Below are 19,789 nucleotides of genomic sequence, written 5' to 3'. Positions count from 1 at the left end.
AAATAAATACCATTATACTTAGCCAATTGCTATGCACGGTTCATCGACTCCTTACATAACCTCATATTCTAAACAAATTATACTGATTAAAAATAAAGATTAGGTAAAGATAATATGAAAATAAATTAAAAAAGCATAGATCATATTGTCTACGCTTTTTTCGGTAAATAGAAATAAAATAATACACCATCTTCTGTATTTTCTGCCCCATATTCAGCATCATGTAGTTCTAAAATATTCTTTGAAATAGCAAGCCCAAGCCCCGTCCCACCTTGTGAACGCTGACGAGCTGTATCCACGCGATAAAAACGATCCCAAATTTTATCTAATTGCTCTTCTTCAATATGAGTACCTTTATTTTCAATGCACACTTTTATACAATTCTTCTCATCTATTGTAGAAATAATAATATCCTCTTTATTTGGTGTATATCGTATAGCATTCGTAATGAAGTTCACGATGACTTGTTCAATCCGGCCTTGATTTGCAATCACTTCAAATGAACTTATATTTTTATGAATATGAAGTTCTTTTTTCTCTATTTCCACAGATAGATGTTCACATATACCTTCAATTACTGTATCAATATAAAACGAATCTTTTTTCATTTTATATGTACCAGATTCAAATTTAGCTAACTCAAGCATATCCAAAATTAACGTATCCATTTTGTCTACTTCTCTCTCCATCGCCTGAAAATAATACTCTTTTTTATGCTCAGCTACCCCGTCTTTTAAAATAGAAATACAGCTTTTCATAATACTTAGCGGTGTTTTTAATTCATGTGAAACACCAGAAATAAATTCTTTTCGCGTCTTTTCTAACTTTCTTTCCTTTTCAATATCTTCTTCTAACTGTCCAATATGCGAATGGAGTTTATTTGATAGTACATTAATATTTTTCGATAAATCCCCAATTTCATCTTTTGAAGTAATCGGTATTTTTTCTGTGAAGTCTAAATGCGCTATTTTCTTCGTTGTATCATTTATTTTCAATAATGGCTTTGCAATTTGTTTTGAGTAATAGAACGAAGCTAAAAAAATAAGAACGACTACAAATACAATGATATAGATATAATAATCTTGCACCATTTGTACAGCCTCATCTACGGGCTGTAAAGAAGCCATCGCATAAATATATGTTACTGATCCGCCTTTTTCTTTTATCGGCTTAATTAATAATTTATATTTTATATCATTCTTTTCATAGTCCATTGTCTTTGTTGAATACTCTATTTTATTACTCTCTTTTAATAATACATCCGTTTGAAATTCTTTTATACTATCCAAAAATAAAGTGTTTTTATAAATTGGATTTACGGAGCCTTTTACATCTGGAAATTGTACTTTTGTAACACGCCCTCCTATGTAAACATCTGGTTCTTGAGCAGCTTGCTCCCGAACAGCCGGCTTCTTTTCCTTACTAGCTTGTTCCCCAGCTGCTCTCTTTTTCTCCTCATCTAATTTACTCATTTTTTCATTAAATGCTTTTTCTAACGGTTTATTAGATCCGCTTAAATTCTGCTTAGATAAAGAAAAAGAGACTGGAATAAAACTATCTTCTTTTCTCACTCCAGAAAAATAAATTTCTTGCCCTAAAAACTGCTCTGATGGTTTATTATCAATCTCCTCTATATTGACGAGATTGTATAGGGGGATTTTGAATAGTTGTTGTCCAAACCTCTTTTGTTGCCAACGATCTATCGTTACTTCAAAATAAAAATCATCTGCATGTTTTAAATTCCCGTTCTTATCTAATGTCGTAATCCACGTATTATTTTCTCTTAAAAAGTCTTGCTCTAGTTTCTGAATTTCTTCTGCATTTCCTGCATAATTTAAATAATTCTTCTCAAAGGAATTTAAATTCACTTTAATATCTTCCACTTTTCGATTCGCATAATATTGTTTAAAAAATATCGTTTGTCCAATAAATATCGTCGCTAAAATCAACATGCATAATGCTGCTGTAAGAGTAAATAATTTTAGTACAATCCCTTTTCTCATATATTCCCCTCAAATTTATAACCAGTTCGTACTACAGTTGTAATATACTTTGCTTTCTCTCCTAATTTATTTCTTAAATTACGAATATGGCTATTCACCGTTCGATCATCGCCAGCAAATTCATATCCCCAAATTCTTGAAATGAGTTGCTCTCGCGTTAAAACGATTCCTTGATTTTTCATGAAATACGCTAATATTTCAAATTCTGTATGCGTTAAATTAATATCAGTTCTATCTACCGTAACAGTGCGAGACGGAAAATGAACGTGAATACCGTGGATGGATAATGTATCATCTTCATTCTCTAAAAGTTGCTTTGTCACTTTTCTGCTTTCTAACAACCTTTTCGCTCTTGCTAATAAAATGGGCGGACTATACGGCTTCGTCACATAGTCATCTGCCCCAAGTTCAAAACCAAGTAACGTATCGTCTTCATCTACGCGCGCCGTCAGCATAATAATAGGCACCTCGGACGTCTTTCGAATTCTTCGGCAGACAGACCATCCATCGAGTTCCGGCAACATAATATCTAAAATAACTAAATCAACCTCTTCTTCTTCAAATACAACTAAAGCCTCTTTCCCGTCCCTCGCTTCAAACACTACATATTGCTCACTTAAAAAATAATCTTTTAATATTTCACGTAATATGTCTTCATCTTCAACAATTAAAATATTTTTTGACATAATTTATATATCCCCCTCCCGCTTTCAGAAACTATAATTTCACTTTGAATGACTGTCAGTTAACTTCGCCTCGATAATATATCTATCTGGTGCATTCCCTATATAATTAAATGGGTAACAAGTTGTCAGTGTTAATATCGGTTCTTCTTTTTTTATAATAACAGTACGATCATCCGCATGAGTAATCCATGTCTTTTGAATTTCATATGTGTACCTTTTATTATCATACTCTAAAACAAGGGTATCCTTTTCTTTCAACTCTCCTAAATCTGTAAATACAGTATCTCGATGTCCACTCAGTACAGTATGTCCCCCTCCAGATGGAGTTGTCGTTAAATCACTAACGAACATACCCACTCCTTTTTTCAAAGTCGTATCATCCGCTCCCCAATATATAGAAAACTTCTTCTTTATTTTTGGTATGTTTAACATCGCTACCTTTTCTCCTTCTTTATGTTCTGTTTGAGAAGAAGGCACTTGAGAAGTTACAGGTGTTTCACGAGAAAGTTGAGTATCTTGTATATTTTTAAGACTCTTTATTTCTTCTGCAGTTAATGGCCCGGCAGAGCTTCTTCCTTTATACCATTCCACAGCGTAATAGGATCCCATGAATAGCCCTATAGCCATCAATATGATACCGATATAATTGAGTAACTTCATTCTTCATTCCTCCATGCCAAAAATGGTAGGAGTAACCTACCATTTTTAATATATGAAATTATCCCATTCTTTATAGGAAAATATTTTATTTACGCTTTAATCTTATTGCGACGATTCAAACCAAATAATGTACCGACCGCTACAAGACATGCACTTAATCCCATCATTGCTACATTATTTGATGCTGTATTTGGTAATTTTTCACCTTGTATAACTGGCTTTGCTACTTCTTTTTTAGCTACTTCATTCTTTTGCTCGGCTTTTATCGTTGCTTCTTTTTTGGCCATATCGTTTTTTAACTGTTCTTGCGCTATTCTCTTTTTCTCTTCTTCACTTTTTTTCTCAGCTTTTATTGCTTCTTCTTTTTTAGCCATATCATTTTTTTCTTGTACTTGTGCCGCTTGCTTTTTCTCTACTTCACTTTTTTGCTGTTCCTTAATTGCTTCTTCTTTTTTAGCTTTATCTTGTTGCACTTGCGCTTCTTCCTTTGTTACTGTTCCAGTATCTGCACTCGCTACTGAAGAATATCCTACTGTTAAAAGTGCCATTGCACAAATTGGTAATAGTCTCTTTTTCATCTTAATTCTCTCCTTATATTTTATTCACATCAACTCGCACCGGATGTATTACTAGAATAAGCAAGAGATATAAATATAAGATGCAGATGAAATATATTTCATTTAAAGATTTCATTGTAGAAAAAGAAAAAAACATCGCAATATGTACGATGTTTTTTTCGGGTGTGTGTCTCAATTATTTACATGTTACTTTCGCGTGATTTGGAAGTAGAACGGGCTGGAGCGATAACTAATTGTCTCGGCTCAGTTTTCTTGAAGTGATTTTTGACGTTACACTTACGACGTTGAACAACCCACGCTTTAATAGGGTTTGTTAAAATAATCTTTTGCTCTTCGTTAGGGGCCTCTTCTTCAAACCTACAACTCTCGCTCCATTTATTCCATTTCATTGTAAATTTAGAAGAAGAATGATCATCTTCACGATCAAACAAGTGCAAAAAATCCATTTTTCCATCTAGCATTACGGTGTTACTAGTCGCTAAAAAAGAAAAGGTCGTCCAACGTTTCTCCATGCCCTCCTACTCCTTTTTCACATATAGAGTGCCTAAAACTTAATTTACCTAAAATATGCTTGCCTTTTACCTTACACCCATAGTTTATCCAAAATGCTATTATGCAACTATCGATTTGCCTTACAACTACCTTACATTTTTGTAAGAAACAAAAAACCTTCACTCTATATAATGAAGGTTTCTTACTTTTTATCTATATGATCTCTCATATCATCAAGTCCAGCTTCTTTTAGCTGCGACATCATACCGTGCGAAATTGCGCCTAACACTAAAGTCATTCCAATTAATGAAATACGAATCGCAGGTACATCAATTACGTAAGCCAACAGGCCAAGAACAATTGTTAAAAGTAATGCTTTTATAAATGTTACACTTGTGTACTGTTTCTTCTTCATCATATTCACCCTTTGTGGAAGCGTTTTCTTAATATACTTAGTATATCATATCATCAGATGATTTTGTCGTTATCTTTGTAAAAAATTACTATCTCCTTTGACTTTTTCTATTCTATCCTTTACAGTCGAAATGTTCATAAGTTTTACACTGTAGGAGGATTACAATGAATATTGAAATAAAAGACACTTTAATTTCTGAAGAACAATTACAAGCAAAAGTGAAAGAATTAGCACTTCAAATCGAACGTGACTTTGAAGGAGAAGAAATCGTAGTCATTGCTGTATTAAAAGGATCTTTCGTATTCGCTGCTGATTTAATTCGTCACATTAAAAACGATGTAACAATCGACTTTATTTCTGCATCTAGCTACGGAAATCAAACAGAAACAACAGGAAAAGTGAAACTACTAAAAGATATCGACGTAAACATTACTGGGAAAAACGTAATTGTTGTAGAAGATATTATCGATTCTGGTTTAACACTTCATTTCCTAAAAGACCACTTCTTTATGCATAAACCAAAGGCACTCAAGTTCTGTACATTACTTGATAAGCCAGAACGTCGTAAAGTAGACTTAACAGCTGAATATGTTGGCTTCCAAATTCCAGACGAATTCATCGTTGGATACGGTATCGACTGTGCGGAAAAATATCGTAACTTACCATTCATTGCTTCAGTTGTAACGGAATAATCATATAACTTAAAAAATCGATAGTACATAAAATGTATATCGGCGATTTTCAAAATATATCGACCGTAACTCAAATTATATCGGCGATTTTTTAAATATATCGACTTACCGACAATAACTGACAATCTTAGCACCCAATTAATAGGGAGAAGCTGTTCTAAAATACATGGGAACAGCTCCTTTCTTTCCATTTACAAACTACAGGGAGAGATGAAATATGACAAAGACAAAATTTGAAAAAGTACTCCTCATCGTAAATCCGAAAGCTGGTCAAGGTGACTTACATACAAATTTAACGAAAATCGTACCACCTCTTGCCGCAGCTTTTCCTGATCTACATATCCTTCATACGAAAAAACAAGGTGATGCAACAAAATATTGCCAAGAGTTTGCTAGTAAAGTAGATTTAATTATCGTCTTTGGTGGTGATGGAACAGTATTTGAATGCACAAATGGCTTAGCACCTCTCGAAACTAGACCTACACTTGCAATCATTCCAGGCGGAACTTGCAACGACTTCTCTCGCACACTTGGTGTTCCGCAAAACATTGCAGAAGCGGCAAAACTTATTACAAAAGAACATATAAAACCAGTTGACGTTGCAAAAGCAAATGGACAACATTTCTTAAACTTCTGGGGGATTGGTCTCGTATCTGAAGTATCAAACAATATCGATGCAGATGAAAAAGCAAAGCTTGGTAAAATCGGTTACTATTTAAGTACAATTCGAACTGTAAAAAATGCTGAAACATTCCCAGTAAAAATTACTTATGACGGACAAGTATATGAAGACGAAGCTGTCCTTGTCATGGTTGGAAATGGTGAATATCTTGGTGGTATTCCATCCTTTATTCCAAACGTAAAATGTGATGACGGAACACTTGATATTTTCGTAGTCAAATCAACAGGTATTCAAGCATTTAAAGATTACATCGGAAAGAAACTATTCGAGGATTCAAATGAAAATGACATCTTCCACGTAAAAGCGAAATCCATTCATATTGAAACGAAAGAAGAAAAAGAAGTAGATACAGATGGAGAAAGTTCGCTTCACACACCTTGTCACATTGAATTATTACCAGGACACTTTACGATGATTTATAATCCTGCGGTTGTGTAAAGAAAAAAACGAGTGCTAGCACTCGTTTTTTTCTCTTCTAATCTAGTTATGTCGTTGAATCATTTCTTCTATTTCTTTAACTCTCTCTAAAGTAATTCCATTTCTTTGTTCGATCGCTAAAGGATGCTCGGTTGGCTCTAATTCAACATACGGTGCCGTTCCAACTTCTCTTATATGTACATTTGTTTTTAAATTTAATGTTTCTGGATAAAATGGTATTTCTACAGATAACCAACCAAAATAAGGATCACTATTTTCTCGGCCTCTCTCATCCCACTTTTCTAATACTTCATCATAACTTTCTTTACTAAGTGATACCCAAACAGTCCATATGAAATTTTCGTGGTAATCAATGATAGGAAGCTCTAAACATCCTCTAATAAAATAATGTTCATCATCCATTACACAAAGATCCGATGTTAAATGGAAGCGTCCCTCTCTTTCATGGGGCGCTACCTCGTAATAATAATATGGCGCTTCACTTCCGTAGCATAGAGGTAGTGCAAAACGATGCATTTGTACTTTTTCTCCGGATTTTCTCCTTCTTTTCATTTGTTATTCTTTCTCCTATCCTTTTCAGTCACAATCAAACTCTACCCAATTTCTCCAATGCGTATTAGCATTTTCATTTACAATAACACTTGGATCTTTCTTCTCTATTGCAGAGGCTACTGATTGGAAGAATTCATTTTCACTTACTTTTTCGTCTTCAACATGTTTCCATTCTTCCGTTTCATACGCTAGTTCCCAATTACCTTCTAAACCGAACTCTTCTAAAATCTCTTCTTTACTCCACCATAATAATGTTCTAACTTCTTCATTAGTAGCAAGCATACGCATAAAGTATGTTGGATAATGATCTGTCGTTTGTACTTCTATTCCATTATTTATATAATCCTCTTCTGTAAATTCATATTCAAAATGATGCTCACGAATTTTTAAACTGCCGTTATAAATATTCGGCATAAATTCACCTTCATCATCAAATAACTCATAATTGCCATCATTTAATTGTAAAATGCAATCATCACCCATTGAATGAGTAATTCTATCTCCATATACTTGAATATCATTACATACACCTAATGAACCTACACCAACAAGTTGAAACACCATTAACCAATCCTTAGTATCTTTAAAGAAAAGAGAGAATTTCACTTGCGAAATATCCATATATTCATTATCAAAGGCAGGAAATTCATAGTTACTTTGCTTTTTATCTAATAGTTTTAAAATATCTTTTTGCATATGTATCATCTTCACCCCGATATAAACAAAAATATTTTTTTAATTTCACTAGAGTATAACATAACCATACTTACCTGTGACATTCTAATAAAACTACTAAAAAATAGAAGAATGGCTTGTTTGCATACTCTAGTTCTTTTTATGTACAATGAAGGAAAGAAGTACCTTCATATAAGGGAGAGGACAAACTTTGTTCAACCAACAGTTAGTTAATTTACGCATTGATTTTGCATTTAAACAATTGTTTGGTACGAATGGTAGCGAAGATATTCTAATTGCATTTTTAAATGCTATGTTACAAGAGTCTTTAGAGTCGCCCATTGCTTCTCTACAACTAGAAGATCCACATTTACACAGGGAATATGAAGAGGATAAGTTATCTATTTTAGACATTTCAGCGACATTAGACACAGGAACAAAAGTCAATGTAGAAATACAACTCAATAATAATCACGATATGGTTAAACGCAGTTTATATTATTGGGGAAGACTATACACATCTCAACTACAAAAAGGGATGCCCTACAGTGCACTTCACAAAACCATCACCATAAACTTACTAAACTTCGTAATGTTTTCGGAACACCCAGCCTTCCATACAACAAGCATATTATGGAATACACAACAACAAAAACTCCTGAGTGACGACATTGAAATCCACATTATAGAAATTCCAAAGTTAACTGAACAATGGCATGAAGAAAAAGTAAATCCGTGGAAAGATCCATTTGTTCGTTGGCTTTTATTGCTTTCAGCAAATGAGGATGAGCACTTAACTAAACTATTGGAGGATATTGCTATGAACCAAGACCCTATTTTACAAAAAGCGATAAATAAATGGGAACGTATGAGTCAAGATTCATCTTTCCGACAAGCCTATGACGCAAGGGAGAAAGTTTTAATGGATGAAGCAGCAAAATTCGCCCATGCAGAGACAGAAGGAATAAAAAGAGGAATGGAACAAGGGATGAAACAAGGAATTAAAAAAGGCATTGAAAAAGGCATTGAACAAGGTCGAAAAGAAGGAGTTCAGCAGGGAAAAATTCAAATGATTAAAAATATGTATGATCTTGGTATACCACTTGAAACGATTGCTAAGGCAAGTAAATTACGTTTGCATGAGATTGAGCATATTTTAGGACATAAATAGTGATAAAAAAAGAGCTTGAATAGTTTCAAGCTCTTTTTTATCAACTCTCCTCAATATCATCCAATTGAGTCTTATAACACTCATCACACTCTGGCCTCGTAGGAAGAATCCCTCTTTCATCAGGTAATAAAACCCTCAAAACTTCTCGATCCATCTCTGTGAAAGACTTCATAATAATGGGATATCCTTCAATAATATTCGTATACTCAATCCCTTGTTCAAACTTTTTTCCGCTCTTTATTTCTTCTATTATGGAACAAAAAACACTATGCGCGACTTCAGGATCCATATTTAATGTTATTTGTAAATCTTGATGATTAAGGTTATCTCTTAGACCATGCGTATGATAATTAGCATGGATGCCATCAATATCTTCTGCTAATATGATATGCATGTACCATCCATACTCTTGCAACATATTTTCTTCTCATGCATCTGAATCTTCTTCTAACTCTTCATTAAGTAAATTCGGATCATACCACACATCTTCGTAATCTCCATCAATTAAGAATCTCCATCCAGGTGATAACCCTAAATACTTCTTTATTTCAGGTGCCCATTCATCAATATGTTGAACGTGTAAAGGAAGAAAGAAATCTTCTTCTGTCCCCATTTCTTCACCAGCCCAAATGTACCAACCTGTCGTTCCGTTTTCTATAGGCATTCGTAACCCATTAATCGGAGTGATACCATCTTTCACATTTTGCGCTATTCCTAATTTCAATTCATTCGTGGATTCTACATACTCCGCTTTATATTTATTACATATACTCATTTGCTCTTTTATGTATTTTTCCATCCTTTTAGCACACTCCCAAATTTTTGAAAGATAGATTTCTTTGCCGAAGCACTCTCTAACTTCCATACCCCATACGGATTATAAAATGAATCCTCTTGTTCATAACGATCATCTATATAATGAGATAAGAGATACACTGGAGCATCTTCTGTGAAACTAATTGTATCTCCATCTTTCAAATTAGGTTTTTCCAATATATTATGTAGGTTAAAATCATTTAATAAATTTACAGCTATTTCCGGATCTATTTCTCTGTCTAAAACAACATCTGGTAGATTAAATGCTTGCATTCCACATGAATAGTAGCCGCCCTCTTCATCTCCAACTAAAGTTACAAAGTGCGAATACATCGGGAATATTTCCTTATCCTCTGCAAGCTCTTGCCATTCTTCTTTCGAATAAGCCATACCTGCTGTTTCAACTTTTAAAGCAAGTCCACCTGCATTTAAAAGTTCCATTCCTACATCAATTACTTCTTGTAATCTCTCTGTATCGTCAACTTTTGCAATAACATACACTGTATAAGTATGCTTCTCCAACTCCTGAAGCAATTCTTCATCAAAACGCTCACCACTTGCATAGAAGAAAGCCTCTCTTAAAGAAGGGTCTTGTTCATATATATCGATTTCAAAGCCAATCTCTTTCTCCTTATGGTGCATAATATTTCCTGCTAATATATAGTTACTTTTACTCACAACTTCTTGTATTAATTCTGTTCTATCTTTCCATAAACCAGGTACTCCAATAACGATTTGTGTCTCCATCATATGCACTCCACTTCTCATCTATTTTCAATCTATTCTTTCAATCTTCCAAACTAAATTAGCTGGGCTATCTTTCTCTAAAAAGGTTAACATCCATACAGTTTTTCCTTTATCATTCATCAGCAGCACTTTATGGTTTAACTTCCAAGCCACTTCACTAACATGATGAAACATCTTATACATATCTTCTTCTCTAATAAGCTTTTCCTTTTTGATTAACCGCCTCGTTCTATACTCTCTTATTTCTAAGTACACGTCAGCATAAGCCACTTCATGCTGACATGTTATACTACATACGTATTTTTTATTCGGACTACTCTTTTTTATATATACGAACTCGTTTCTATAATTCAATTCTAGTATCTTATTCTTCACTTTTTCTAACTCTTCTATATCCCAATCATATTTCACAGCTAAACGCTTCATTTCAACATGAACGATTTGAAGGGCTAATTCTTTTTTCTCTCTATCTGATAAATATGGAAAATCCTTCACACTCTCATACTCCACAAAAACATTCATATATTCAGGGAAAATTCTATATTTCTTCTCCCACTCATCGAGTAATGAAATATCATCCACACAATGAATCAAAATCCCTTTCTCATAATCCATTCTTAACTTTGGCATATGTCGACAATATAAAGAAGTAATACTGCTCGTCTCTTTACCAAAAGAGATATCTTCATCGTAGTTGCTTGTAGATGTTAACTGTAATGCCTCTATGTTTCTGGTATGCTCTTTTACTTTTAGAAAACTCAATTGTATATCTCTTATAACCGGCATTTGCTCTCTCCTCTTCGCAATACAACTATGAAATATCTTTGTTAATACGCCTTAATCAATTTCAAGCCACCCCATTCCCATAGAAAGAAATAACAACAGTCCGATTACAAAAAAGAGACCCCCAGTTAAAAAATAGAACGGCACTCCATGCAATGGATCACTAAATAACTCTATCAAATTTCCAGCTACTACTTTCCATTTCTCTTTCTTTGAATTTTTTTCTTTTAATTCTTTTATAAATCGATAATTACTTATACTAATCAAAATAATTCCTATTAATAGGCATCCTACTATGATTAAAATCTCCAAATATAGCACTCCATATGTACATCTATATTTATTTTCGTTTACATACTATTGTTATTCATATTCCATTTTAGCTAATAAACAAACGAAAAAGAACTAGGTGGATTAATGTTTACTTAAAAAGAAAAAGTCCGAAACCATATAAAGTGATTTCGGACTTTTTTAAAAAAAAATATCAAATTACATTTCGAACAAAAAGGAGCTGAATTTCCGCTTCTAATTTCGCATCACATTTTGGACAATATACATATCGTTCTTCTACCTTTTGTCGTTCTATCATATGTAAGGATACTATTTTCATACTGCACATAAATCCAATTAAGATAAGGCTAAAAATGAGTAGCACAACGCTCTCCCTCTCCTATTTTTTCTATATTTACCCATAAAATGAAGGTAATTTTATACTTATAATCCTATCTTACCCTTCATACCGGCAGGAACTTTCTTTACTTCTATTTACTCATAAACGTGATTCTTTTTTGTCTATATAAATAAAGAATACCTGTAACAATAAAAACCATCCCGCCAAAATACAAACCATACTCTATCGCAACTGCTACAATTCTTTCAATATGTTGTCCAAATAAAGAACCTAGTACGAAATAAGCGAGTGTCCAAACAAATCCTGTCGTATAAGAATACAAAGCATACGTCTTAAATGACATGTTATTCATTCCAACTAAATACGGTACAACATGTCTTACAACTGGTATGAAGTAACTTGTAACTAATGCATAATGACCATACTTCTCTACCAGCTCTTGCGATTTCACAACATACTTTGCTTTTTTCTTTTTCATTAGCTTATCAAGTACTTTTGCACCAAATATTTTTCCTAATATATAGCCTAAAGAAAGTCCGGACACAACTCCTAAATACGTTAATAAAAACGCAGGAATGACATTTAATATACCTAATGAAGATACAAATCCTCCGCTCATCACAATCATTTCATCTGGAATTGGCATACCAATAATCCCTAACCACAAGCAGAAAAATAATGCCCAATAACCGTATTGCTCGATATAGGATAATAATTCATGTAATTCCATTATGCATACGCTCTCCTTAGTTCTTTTTTGCAACTAAAGACGTAGGCTGGCGGGAAATTGAGCCATACTTTTTCTAGTGTAATTTCAGGGAAGAAATGCTGTATAAAGCCTTTTTTCACAAGTGAATATTGAAATGTAATGAATTCACCATTCTCATGTATCACTTCCATCGCATTGTTTAAAATGCGCTTTGAAACTTCTTCTGGTAAAGAAGTGAAAGGCAACCCTGATAAAACGTAATCAATGCATTCTATATTGAGCTCCTCCATATACTTCTTTATATTTTCAGCTGAACCGTGTACAACAATGACATTCTGCTCATCTTTAAACTTTCTTTTTAATTCTTTGAAAAATACTTCATTAATTTCAATAAGAAGAAATATTGTTTCCTTCTTTTTTCTCTTCATAATCTCTTTCGTAAAAACCCCTGTGCCAGGCCCTAACTCTACAATACATTTCGCTTTATTAAAATCAATTACATCGACCATTTTCTTTGCTAATATTTTTGAACTTGGCGCAATTGCACCAGTATGTTTTGGATGCTTTATAAATTCATGTAAAAATGTAATGAGCTGCATGTAAACCTCTCCTCATTCGTTCGATAGTTTTTAACTTGTGTCTAAGTATAACTATCGTTTCTTAATAAAAATTGAGGAAGTTTCTTAAGATTTTATGAAGAATAAAAAAACAGCTATCGCGTGTAGCGATAGCTGCCCCTTATTACTTCGCACTCACGATCTTATAATAAGAACGAACCGTTAAGAAGTAATATCCAATATAGATGACACCGTATACTCCAATACTAATGAGAAGCGGAATCATAATTTCAAATGGTAATATATTTGATAAACCTTTTAGTGCAAATAAGCTGTGTAAAATACCGATTACTAACGGAATAGCGAAGATAAAGCTTACTTGTTTTGCGATAGCTTTCTTCATTTCTTGCTTCGTTACACCAACTTTATGAAGGACAATGTAACGATCACGGTCAGCACTTGCTTCTGTTAATTGTTTAAAGTAAATGATTGAGCCTGTTGCTAACAGGAATACTAATCCTAAGAATAACCCAATAAACATCATTAAGCCTGTCGTTTCAAGCCCCATTTGGAATCCTGTATAGAAATCGTTAAATGGTTTTAAAACTTCTGATTCTCCAGCTGGCATAATGCTTGCTAATTTTGCTGTTAACTCTTTACTATTTCGCTCACCTTTTACATCAATATTTTTTACAGTACGCGTTTCGTTTACTTGTTTCACTTGCTCATATGTTTTATCAGGAACGATTACAAATAGTTCATTTAAATTTGTAAGGCTTCTATTATTTACACCTTTAATTTTTAATTCTTTTGACTCATTTCCAACAGGGAATACAGCTGTATTTCCTGTATAAAGAGGACCAAAATCAAGTTTCTCAATATATAAGCTATCATATACGAAAGCTTCATTCGCACTTAAATTTACAGGTTCTACCTCTAAATGTTTCACATGTTTATTAAAGCTTGATTGAGAAATAAGCTGGTACTGATTCGTAACATTATAGTGTGTGTTCAGAACTTGATCAGCTCTTTCACCTTTAAATGTTCCTTTCACAGGAATCATTTCAACTTCTGATTCATATGTGACTGGGTGATTATTCTTCTCTCCAGCAAGTATTTCATTTACTTTTTTATCTAATGCTGCATCTTTTTTCTCATAGGAATAACTATACGGCGCAGCAACTTTTGATTGCGTAAATGTGTTGTAATACATCGTAACTGACGTACCAACCGCTGTTAATGTTACCGCACTTAAAATAGAAATTGTCGCAAGTGACTTTGCATTTCCTTTAATACGATATAGTAACTGCGATGTCGTTACCATATTCATACCGTTATAAAACGATGATTTATTATTTCTTGCACGTTTCAATACAAATACTGTGAAGAACATGAACAGTAAATAAGTCCCTGCTACTGTCGCTAATAAAATATATAATGCAACGACCATAAAGTCTGCATACATAACTGCTTTCATGTACATTAGCGCTAAAAAATAACCTGAACCGATTAAGAAAACTGAAATTAATGCCATAATGACAGATCCTTTTGGCATTGTTTCTCCTTCACGTTCTGCGCGGAAAAGTTCAATTAACTTAAAGCGATAAATTAAACGATATCCTTGGAGTGATGTATATAAAATAATCACAAAGAAAATAATTGCTGTATCAATAATGGCAGCCATCGGTACTTCAAAATGAACATTTAAGTTTAATCCCATCATGCTTACTAATAGTTCAAGGAATAATTTCGAAAGGACGCTACCGATCGCAATACCGATAATTAAAGACATTAATCCCATTAACATATTTTCATAAAAGAGCATTTTACCAATTTGTCTTTTACGAATACCTAATAAGGAATAGAGTCCAACTTCTTTTTTACGTTTACGTGTAAAGAATCCGTTCGAATATATAATAAACACTGCTACGAAAATGATAAGCATCACACTGGAAACTTGGAACGCTCCGCTAATCTTTTTAGAAGCTTCTGCTGCTTTTTCCATTTGTGAATTATATTGCAGTGCTTTAAATGTAAAATAAATAACGATACTAAAAATCATAGATGCGAAATATACAAAGTAGTCTTTAAAGTTCCGCTGTATGTTGCGGAGGGCAATGCTAGATAAGGTCATCAGCCATACCTCCAGAAATAGAAGACATTACATCAACAATTTTTTGGAAGAACTGTTTACGCGTCGATTCACCACGGTGCAATTCTTTATATAGTTCACCATCTTTAATGAAAATAACTCGTTTACAATAACTTGCTGCAAATGCATCATGCGTTACCATTAAAATTGTTGAGTTATCATATTCATTTAATGATTTCATACTTTCAAGTAAATCTGTTGCAGATTTAGAATCAAGTGCTCCAGTTGGCTCGTCTCCAAAAATCATACTTGGATTCGTAACGATTGCACGTGATGCTGCGCAGCGCTGCTTCTGTCCACCAGATACTTGATATGGGAACTGACTTAAAATATGATCAATGCCAAATTTCTTTGAGATTTCAAGAACGCGGCGATCAATCTCACTCGCTTTCACCTTTGATAACGCAAGTGGTAAAGCGATATTCTCTTTCACTGTTAACGTATCTAATAAGTTATAATCTTGGAAAATGAAGCCTAAATGATCGCGGCGAAATAACGCTAACTTATCATCATTCATTTTCACAATATCTTTTCCATCAATTAAAATTTCACCGTTCGTCGCATTATCAATTGTAGAAAGAACATTTAGTAAAGTCGTCTTACCAGAACCAGAAGGTCCCATAATTCCAACGAACTCACCTTCTTTTACTTGTAAGTTAATACCTTTTAACGCTGCAAATTTATTACCACCCGTGTCATATACTTTTTCAATATTTTTTGCTTCTAATACTGTTTTCATCTCGACATCCCTCATTTCTTCTATTCTCTATTCTCAACTATATACACTCTCTACTCTTGCCACTATCGATGTTTCTTACACAAACATGACAGTTATGTAAGGCACATAAGTAAAGAAATCAAAAAGTTAACGTAATGAATTAAAGTACTTTGTTACTATAACATTGGGATATCATACCATCCATTCATTCTCCTTACAGGAACATTACAATTTTGTAAGGTAAAAAATGCACCTACAAAGTTGTGCACGAAATATCGGATGGAGCTATTTCGTTCCTGCTATTCTATGTACAGAGGAGGTCATAATATGGATTCACTTAAAAATATGAATGCTGCAATGCGCTATATTGAAGATAACCTTACGAATGAAATTGATTTTAAAGAAGTTGCGAGGCTAGCTCTTTGTTCTGAGTATCACTTTAAAAGAATGTTTTCGTTTTTAGCAGGTAGATCACTATCTGATTATATTCGCTGTAGACGTCTTACTCTCGCTGCCTTTGAACTAAAAAACAGCAATGTAAAAGTCATTGATATCGCTATAAAATATGGATACAACTCACCAGATTCATTCGCTCGTGCATTTCAAAACTTGCACGGTATAACACCTTCAGAAGCCCGAAATAGTAGCCATTCTTTGAAGGCTTATTCACCAATGACCTTCCAATTATCCATTCAAGGAGGAAATGAAATGAATTATCGAATTGAAGAAAAAGAGCCATTTCGAATTATAGGTATTACAAAACGAGTACCAATCGTTTTTAATGGTGTAAATGAAGAAATTGCTTCTATGTGGAAAAGTTTAAACCCAGAGTCTATTCAAACATTAAAGACCCTTTCAAACATTGAACCTACTGGAATCATTAGTGCTTCTACTAACTTTTCTGAAGGAAGAATGGAGGAAAAAGGCGAACTTGATCACTATATTGGCGTAGCCACAACAAAGGATTGTCCAGAGCAGTTTAAACAGCTCGAAGTTGCTGCTTCAACATGGGCTATATTCGAAGCTGTCGGTCCATTTCCTGATGCACTACAAAATGTATGGGGACGTATTTATTCTGAATGGTTCCCTTCTTCGAACTATGAACTAGCGGAAGGACCGGAGATATTGTGGAATGAACAGAAAGACGTATCCTCTCCGAATTTCAGAAGCGAAATATGGGTACCTGTTTTAAAAAAGTAATATAAGAGTCTAACCTTTTCAAAAATAAAGAAGCTACTTTTCCTTTTTAAAGGAAAAGTAGCTTCTTTATTTTATACTTCTTCTCGACTCGTTCTTATACAAGAAAATAGTAATAATCGTAAGCACTATAATAACTACAAAAGTAAATACTCTGTAGTTCGAGATAGTAGCAGTACCAATTAATAAGGCAGGTATAACCGCCACAATTAAGCCACCAAACATACCAACAAACGATCCTATACTTTGTTTTACTACTTGAGTTTCTGATACCCAATCATAATAACCAAATCGATTATTAATGAAAATCCCCCATACTGCTGAAAATAATGCATATGTTATCGGTGTTATTACGATGAAAAAAGAACTCCAAACATCTAGCTTTAACCCGATTATCAGTAATACAGCACTAATAAGTGATGCAGGTATACTTAATGAAAGATTCATAAGAATTTTACTATCATAAATCATCTTTGGCGCTATAGGCAATGATTTAATAATCCATACATTTTTTCCTTCTAAAGACAATGACACACATGTTGTACATGTCATCGAAATCGCTGCTGCAATAGCAAATGGAGCAATCTTTTGCAACAGGGGCTCAATTCCAGGATACGCTATTAATTGACTTGGTCCTACTACAACTATAGCTAGCGAGAAAGCTAGCGCCATCACGATTCCCATTCCACTATTTATGACATACACTGTAGAAGAGAAGAAACGTTTCAGCTCTTTTTTATACAATGCGACCAATACACTCTCTTTTTTCATGCTATTAATCTCATAATTTGAAAGCATATGATAGGTGGTGATCCCTGTGTTTATTTGCTTATATTTTAACGAAAGTATTTTTACAAAAAGATAATACCAAATCACTGATATCCCCACGAATAAGATAAAAGCTACCATATCAGCATTAACAATTGCTTTTTGAAACATGTTAGCTAATGGATATACTTTAGTTAATTGCTCCGAAACAATTGCACCAATTCCGTTCATATCATTAAGGATATATTGAGCATTTCCGTTTTTTAGCATAAAGGAACCGAATATGATAATTACTATAAAACTTAAAATCGTAGTTATTTTATTCGTATTTTTAAATTTAGAAGCGATTGCCGTAATCGAAGCTCCAAAGATTGCTGCGATTGTTGTTGGGATTAAAGATGCGATAAACATACTTATGAACCACATAAAGTAAAAAGAAACTGATGGATTTTCATGTATGCAATACACAACTCCCATTGGTAGCATGATTATGATTGAAAAGATTGTATTCAGCAAGTATAAATACAAAAATCTACTTGCAATAACAGTACTTACGCGAATCGGCAATGACATTAAAAAGTCGTAATCCTTAAAAGCAAAAATTTCTCCATTTGCCTTAAATATAGTGAAAAACAACGTTAATACACTGCTAATAACTAGTGCATAGACGGGAATAATTTCACTAATTCCTAGTTTTACCAATCCATATGCCGAAGCTCCGCAATATAACATTAACATGACACCAACTAGAGCAATAGATGCTGTCAGCAAAATCTTATTCTGCTTCTTTTTTTTATCTTTTTCGTATTTAAAGGTGTTTAAACCGAGCTGCGTTATCAACCGAATTTTCAAAAGACCTAAACTATTAGTATTCATTAGCAAGCTCCTTCATAAAGAGCTCTTCCAATGAGCCTTCCTTTATTAAAGAATTTACTTCTCCTGAAATTGCTAATTTCCCTCTATTAATCATCGCTACTTTATTACATAACTTCTCAGCTACATCTAAAACGTGCGTAGAAAAGAAAATCGCACTTCCTTTTTCACAAAGCTCTTTCATAATACCTTTCAATACTACGGCAGCCTTTGGATCAAGACCAACGAAAGGTTCATCTAAAACTAATAATTTCGGTTTATGTAAAACCGCCGATATAATCGCTACTTTTTGTTTCATACCGTGTGAATAAGAAGATATTAAGTCCCCTAAGTACGTTGTAATCTCAAAAGCATCCCCATACTTCTGTATCTGTTCTTCCCGATCCTTCGCCGGCACTTTAAACACATCTGCAACAAAGTTCAAATATTGAATTCCTGTTAATTGCTCATATAAATCTGGATTATCAGGAATATACGCCATTACTCTCTTACATGCAATCGGATCCTTTTTTACTGAATGTCCATCAACAAAAATTTCACCCTCTTCAAAATCTATAACTCCTACTAACGACTTAATTGTTGTACTTTTCCCCGCACCGTTATGTCCAATAAATCCAAAGATATCCCCTGCTTTAACAGTAATATTCAAATGATCAACTGCTTTCTTACCGTCTTTATATGTCTTGCTAAAATTTATAATTTCTAACATGTAAATCCCCCCAAATCACCTTTTCGATTGAATTTTCAGACCTTAAAACGAAAAATTTACTCAGTGAGCTTTTCATTATTCCCAC

22 protein-coding genes and 1 pseudogene are annotated in these 19,789 nt (G+C 33.7%); 4 read left to right on the top strand and 19 right to left on the bottom strand.

Annotated elements, in window-relative coordinates; genetic code table 11:
• Positions 1 to 149 precede the first annotated feature (149 nt).
• The 6 genes from ACS2QP_RS14455 to ACS2QP_RS14430 all read right to left on the bottom strand — a co-directional run bounded on the left by ACS2QP_RS14455 (position 150) and on the right by ACS2QP_RS14430 (position 4,837).
• Positions 150 to 2,003: a sensor histidine kinase gene (locus ACS2QP_RS14455; protein ID WP_438882546.1), complete on the bottom strand. Its 1,854-nt coding sequence runs from the start codon at positions 2,001 to 2,003 to the stop codon at positions 150 to 152.
• On the bottom strand, positions 2,000 to 2,689 hold the full coding sequence (locus ACS2QP_RS14450) for a response regulator transcription factor (RefSeq protein WP_000041856.1): 690 nt from the start codon (positions 2,687 to 2,689) through the stop codon (positions 2,000 to 2,002). Before ACS2QP_RS14450 ends, ACS2QP_RS14455 begins: the two co-directional genes overlap by 4 nt.
• A 39-nt stretch (positions 2,690 to 2,728) precedes the next feature.
• Complete coding sequence (locus ACS2QP_RS14445; RefSeq protein WP_438882545.1) at positions 2,729 to 3,349, bottom strand: class D sortase; 621 nt, start codon at positions 3,347 to 3,349, stop codon at positions 2,729 to 2,731.
• 89 nt (positions 3,350 to 3,438) lie between these two features.
• The gene (locus ACS2QP_RS14440) at positions 3,439 to 3,927 is read right to left on the bottom strand and encodes an LPXTG cell wall anchor domain-containing protein (RefSeq protein WP_438882544.1); all 489 of its coding nucleotides are present in this window, start codon (positions 3,925 to 3,927) and stop codon (positions 3,439 to 3,441) included.
• 179 nt (positions 3,928 to 4,106) lie between these two features.
• On the bottom strand, positions 4,107 to 4,439 hold the full coding sequence (locus tag ACS2QP_RS14435; RefSeq protein ID WP_000415613.1) for a hypothetical protein: 333 nt from the start codon (positions 4,437 to 4,439) through the stop codon (positions 4,107 to 4,109).
• A gap of 182 nt (positions 4,440 to 4,621) precedes the next feature.
• Positions 4,622 to 4,837 (bottom strand): hypothetical protein, encoded by a 216-nt coding sequence (locus tag ACS2QP_RS14430; RefSeq protein ID WP_002001286.1) that lies wholly within the window; start codon positions 4,835 to 4,837, stop codon positions 4,622 to 4,624.
• 161 nt (positions 4,838 to 4,998) lie between these two features.
• Here ACS2QP_RS14430 and hpt point away from each other — a divergent pair, with 161 nt between their 5' ends.
• Both hpt and ACS2QP_RS14420 read left to right on the top strand, forming a co-directional pair.
• Complete coding sequence (gene hpt / locus ACS2QP_RS14425) at positions 4,999 to 5,526, top strand: hypoxanthine phosphoribosyltransferase (RefSeq protein WP_001019295.1); 528 nt, start codon at positions 4,999 to 5,001, stop codon at positions 5,524 to 5,526.
• A gap of 217 nt (positions 5,527 to 5,743) precedes the next feature.
• Complete coding sequence (locus ACS2QP_RS14420; protein ID WP_000167897.1) at positions 5,744 to 6,646, top strand: diacylglycerol/lipid kinase family protein; 903 nt, start codon at positions 5,744 to 5,746, stop codon at positions 6,644 to 6,646.
• Positions 6,647 to 6,688: 42 nt separating this feature from the next.
• On the opposite strand, the gene ACS2QP_RS14415 is transcribed toward ACS2QP_RS14420, so the two are convergent.
• Both ACS2QP_RS14415 and ACS2QP_RS14410 read right to left on the bottom strand, forming a co-directional pair.
• Entirely contained in the window at positions 6,689 to 7,198 is a 510-nt protein-coding gene (locus ACS2QP_RS14415; RefSeq protein ID WP_061457812.1) for a DUF2199 domain-containing protein, read from the bottom strand.
• A gap of 24 nt (positions 7,199 to 7,222) precedes the next feature.
• Entirely contained in the window at positions 7,223 to 7,894 is a 672-nt protein-coding gene (locus tag ACS2QP_RS14410) for a DUF7003 family protein (RefSeq protein ID WP_332283855.1), read from the bottom strand.
• Between the two features lie 190 nt (positions 7,895 to 8,084).
• Between ACS2QP_RS14410 and ACS2QP_RS14405 the strand changes: the two genes are divergently transcribed.
• Entirely contained in the window at positions 8,085 to 9,044 is a 960-nt protein-coding gene (locus ACS2QP_RS14405) for an Rpn family recombination-promoting nuclease/putative transposase (RefSeq protein WP_438882543.1), read from the top strand.
• A 40-nt stretch (positions 9,045 to 9,084) separates the two neighbouring features.
• Here ACS2QP_RS14405 and ACS2QP_RS14400 read toward each other — a convergent pair.
• From ACS2QP_RS14400 to ACS2QP_RS14360, 9 genes and pseudogenes are all read right to left on the bottom strand, one after another.
• Positions 9,085 to 9,843 (bottom strand): annotated as a pseudogene (locus tag ACS2QP_RS14400) (DUF4262 domain-containing protein).
• Positions 9,828 to 10,607, bottom strand: a complete 780-nt coding sequence (locus ACS2QP_RS14395) for a DUF4261 domain-containing protein (protein WP_153581693.1) — start codon at positions 10,605 to 10,607, stop codon at positions 9,828 to 9,830. The pseudogene ACS2QP_RS14400 and the gene ACS2QP_RS14395 overlap by 16 nt, the downstream one beginning before the upstream one ends.
• Before the next feature lie 27 nt (positions 10,608 to 10,634).
• Positions 10,635 to 11,393, bottom strand: a complete 759-nt coding sequence (locus ACS2QP_RS14390; RefSeq protein WP_153581650.1) for a hypothetical protein — start codon at positions 11,391 to 11,393, stop codon at positions 10,635 to 10,637.
• A 51-nt stretch (positions 11,394 to 11,444) separates the two neighbouring features.
• A complete protein-coding gene (locus ACS2QP_RS14385) occupies positions 11,445 to 11,702 on the bottom strand; it encodes a hypothetical protein (protein ID WP_000404320.1) in 258 nt (85 codons plus the stop codon).
• A gap of 172 nt (positions 11,703 to 11,874) precedes the next feature.
• Positions 11,875 to 12,000: a hypothetical protein gene (locus ACS2QP_RS14380; protein WP_438882569.1), complete on the bottom strand. Its 126-nt coding sequence runs from the start codon at positions 11,998 to 12,000 to the stop codon at positions 11,875 to 11,877.
• 151 nt (positions 12,001 to 12,151) lie between these two features.
• Complete coding sequence (locus ACS2QP_RS14375; protein WP_438882542.1) at positions 12,152 to 12,751, bottom strand: DedA family protein; 600 nt, start codon at positions 12,749 to 12,751, stop codon at positions 12,152 to 12,154.
• Complete coding sequence (locus ACS2QP_RS14370; RefSeq protein WP_153581648.1) at positions 12,751 to 13,329, bottom strand: class I SAM-dependent methyltransferase; 579 nt, start codon at positions 13,327 to 13,329, stop codon at positions 12,751 to 12,753. The genes ACS2QP_RS14375 and ACS2QP_RS14370 overlap by 1 nt, the downstream gene beginning before the upstream one ends.
• Positions 13,330 to 13,471: 142 nt before the next feature.
• Positions 13,472 to 15,421 (bottom strand): ABC transporter permease, encoded by a 1,950-nt coding sequence (locus ACS2QP_RS14365; RefSeq protein WP_438882541.1) that lies wholly within the window; start codon positions 15,419 to 15,421, stop codon positions 13,472 to 13,474.
• Positions 15,408 to 16,178 (bottom strand): ABC transporter ATP-binding protein, encoded by a 771-nt coding sequence (locus ACS2QP_RS14360; RefSeq protein WP_000859655.1) that lies wholly within the window; start codon positions 16,176 to 16,178, stop codon positions 15,408 to 15,410. The genes ACS2QP_RS14365 and ACS2QP_RS14360 overlap by 14 nt, the downstream gene beginning before the upstream one ends.
• Positions 16,179 to 16,484: 306 nt before the next feature.
• Between ACS2QP_RS14360 and ACS2QP_RS14355 the strand changes: the two genes are divergently transcribed.
• A complete protein-coding gene (locus ACS2QP_RS14355) occupies positions 16,485 to 17,357 on the top strand; it encodes an AraC family transcriptional regulator (RefSeq protein ID WP_438882540.1) in 873 nt (290 codons plus the stop codon).
• Positions 17,358 to 17,423: 66 nt separating this feature from the next.
• On the opposite strand, the gene ACS2QP_RS14350 is transcribed toward ACS2QP_RS14355, so the two are convergent.
• On the bottom strand, positions 17,424 to 18,998 hold the full coding sequence (locus ACS2QP_RS14350; RefSeq protein WP_438882539.1) for a putative ABC transporter permease subunit: 1,575 nt from the start codon (positions 18,996 to 18,998) through the stop codon (positions 17,424 to 17,426).
• A complete protein-coding gene (locus tag ACS2QP_RS14345) occupies positions 18,988 to 19,704 on the bottom strand; it encodes an ABC transporter ATP-binding protein (protein ID WP_119684058.1) in 717 nt (238 codons plus the stop codon). Before ACS2QP_RS14345 ends, ACS2QP_RS14350 begins: the two co-directional genes overlap by 11 nt.
• Between the last annotated feature and the right edge of the window lie 85 nt (positions 19,705 to 19,789).

This window comes from Bacillus cereus group sp. Bce019 (assembly GCF_051781745.1).
Lineage (GTDB): Bacteria > Bacillota > Bacilli > Bacillales > Bacillaceae_G > Bacillus_A > Bacillus_A cereus.
This window is presented reverse-complemented; position numbering and strand designations above follow the sequence as displayed.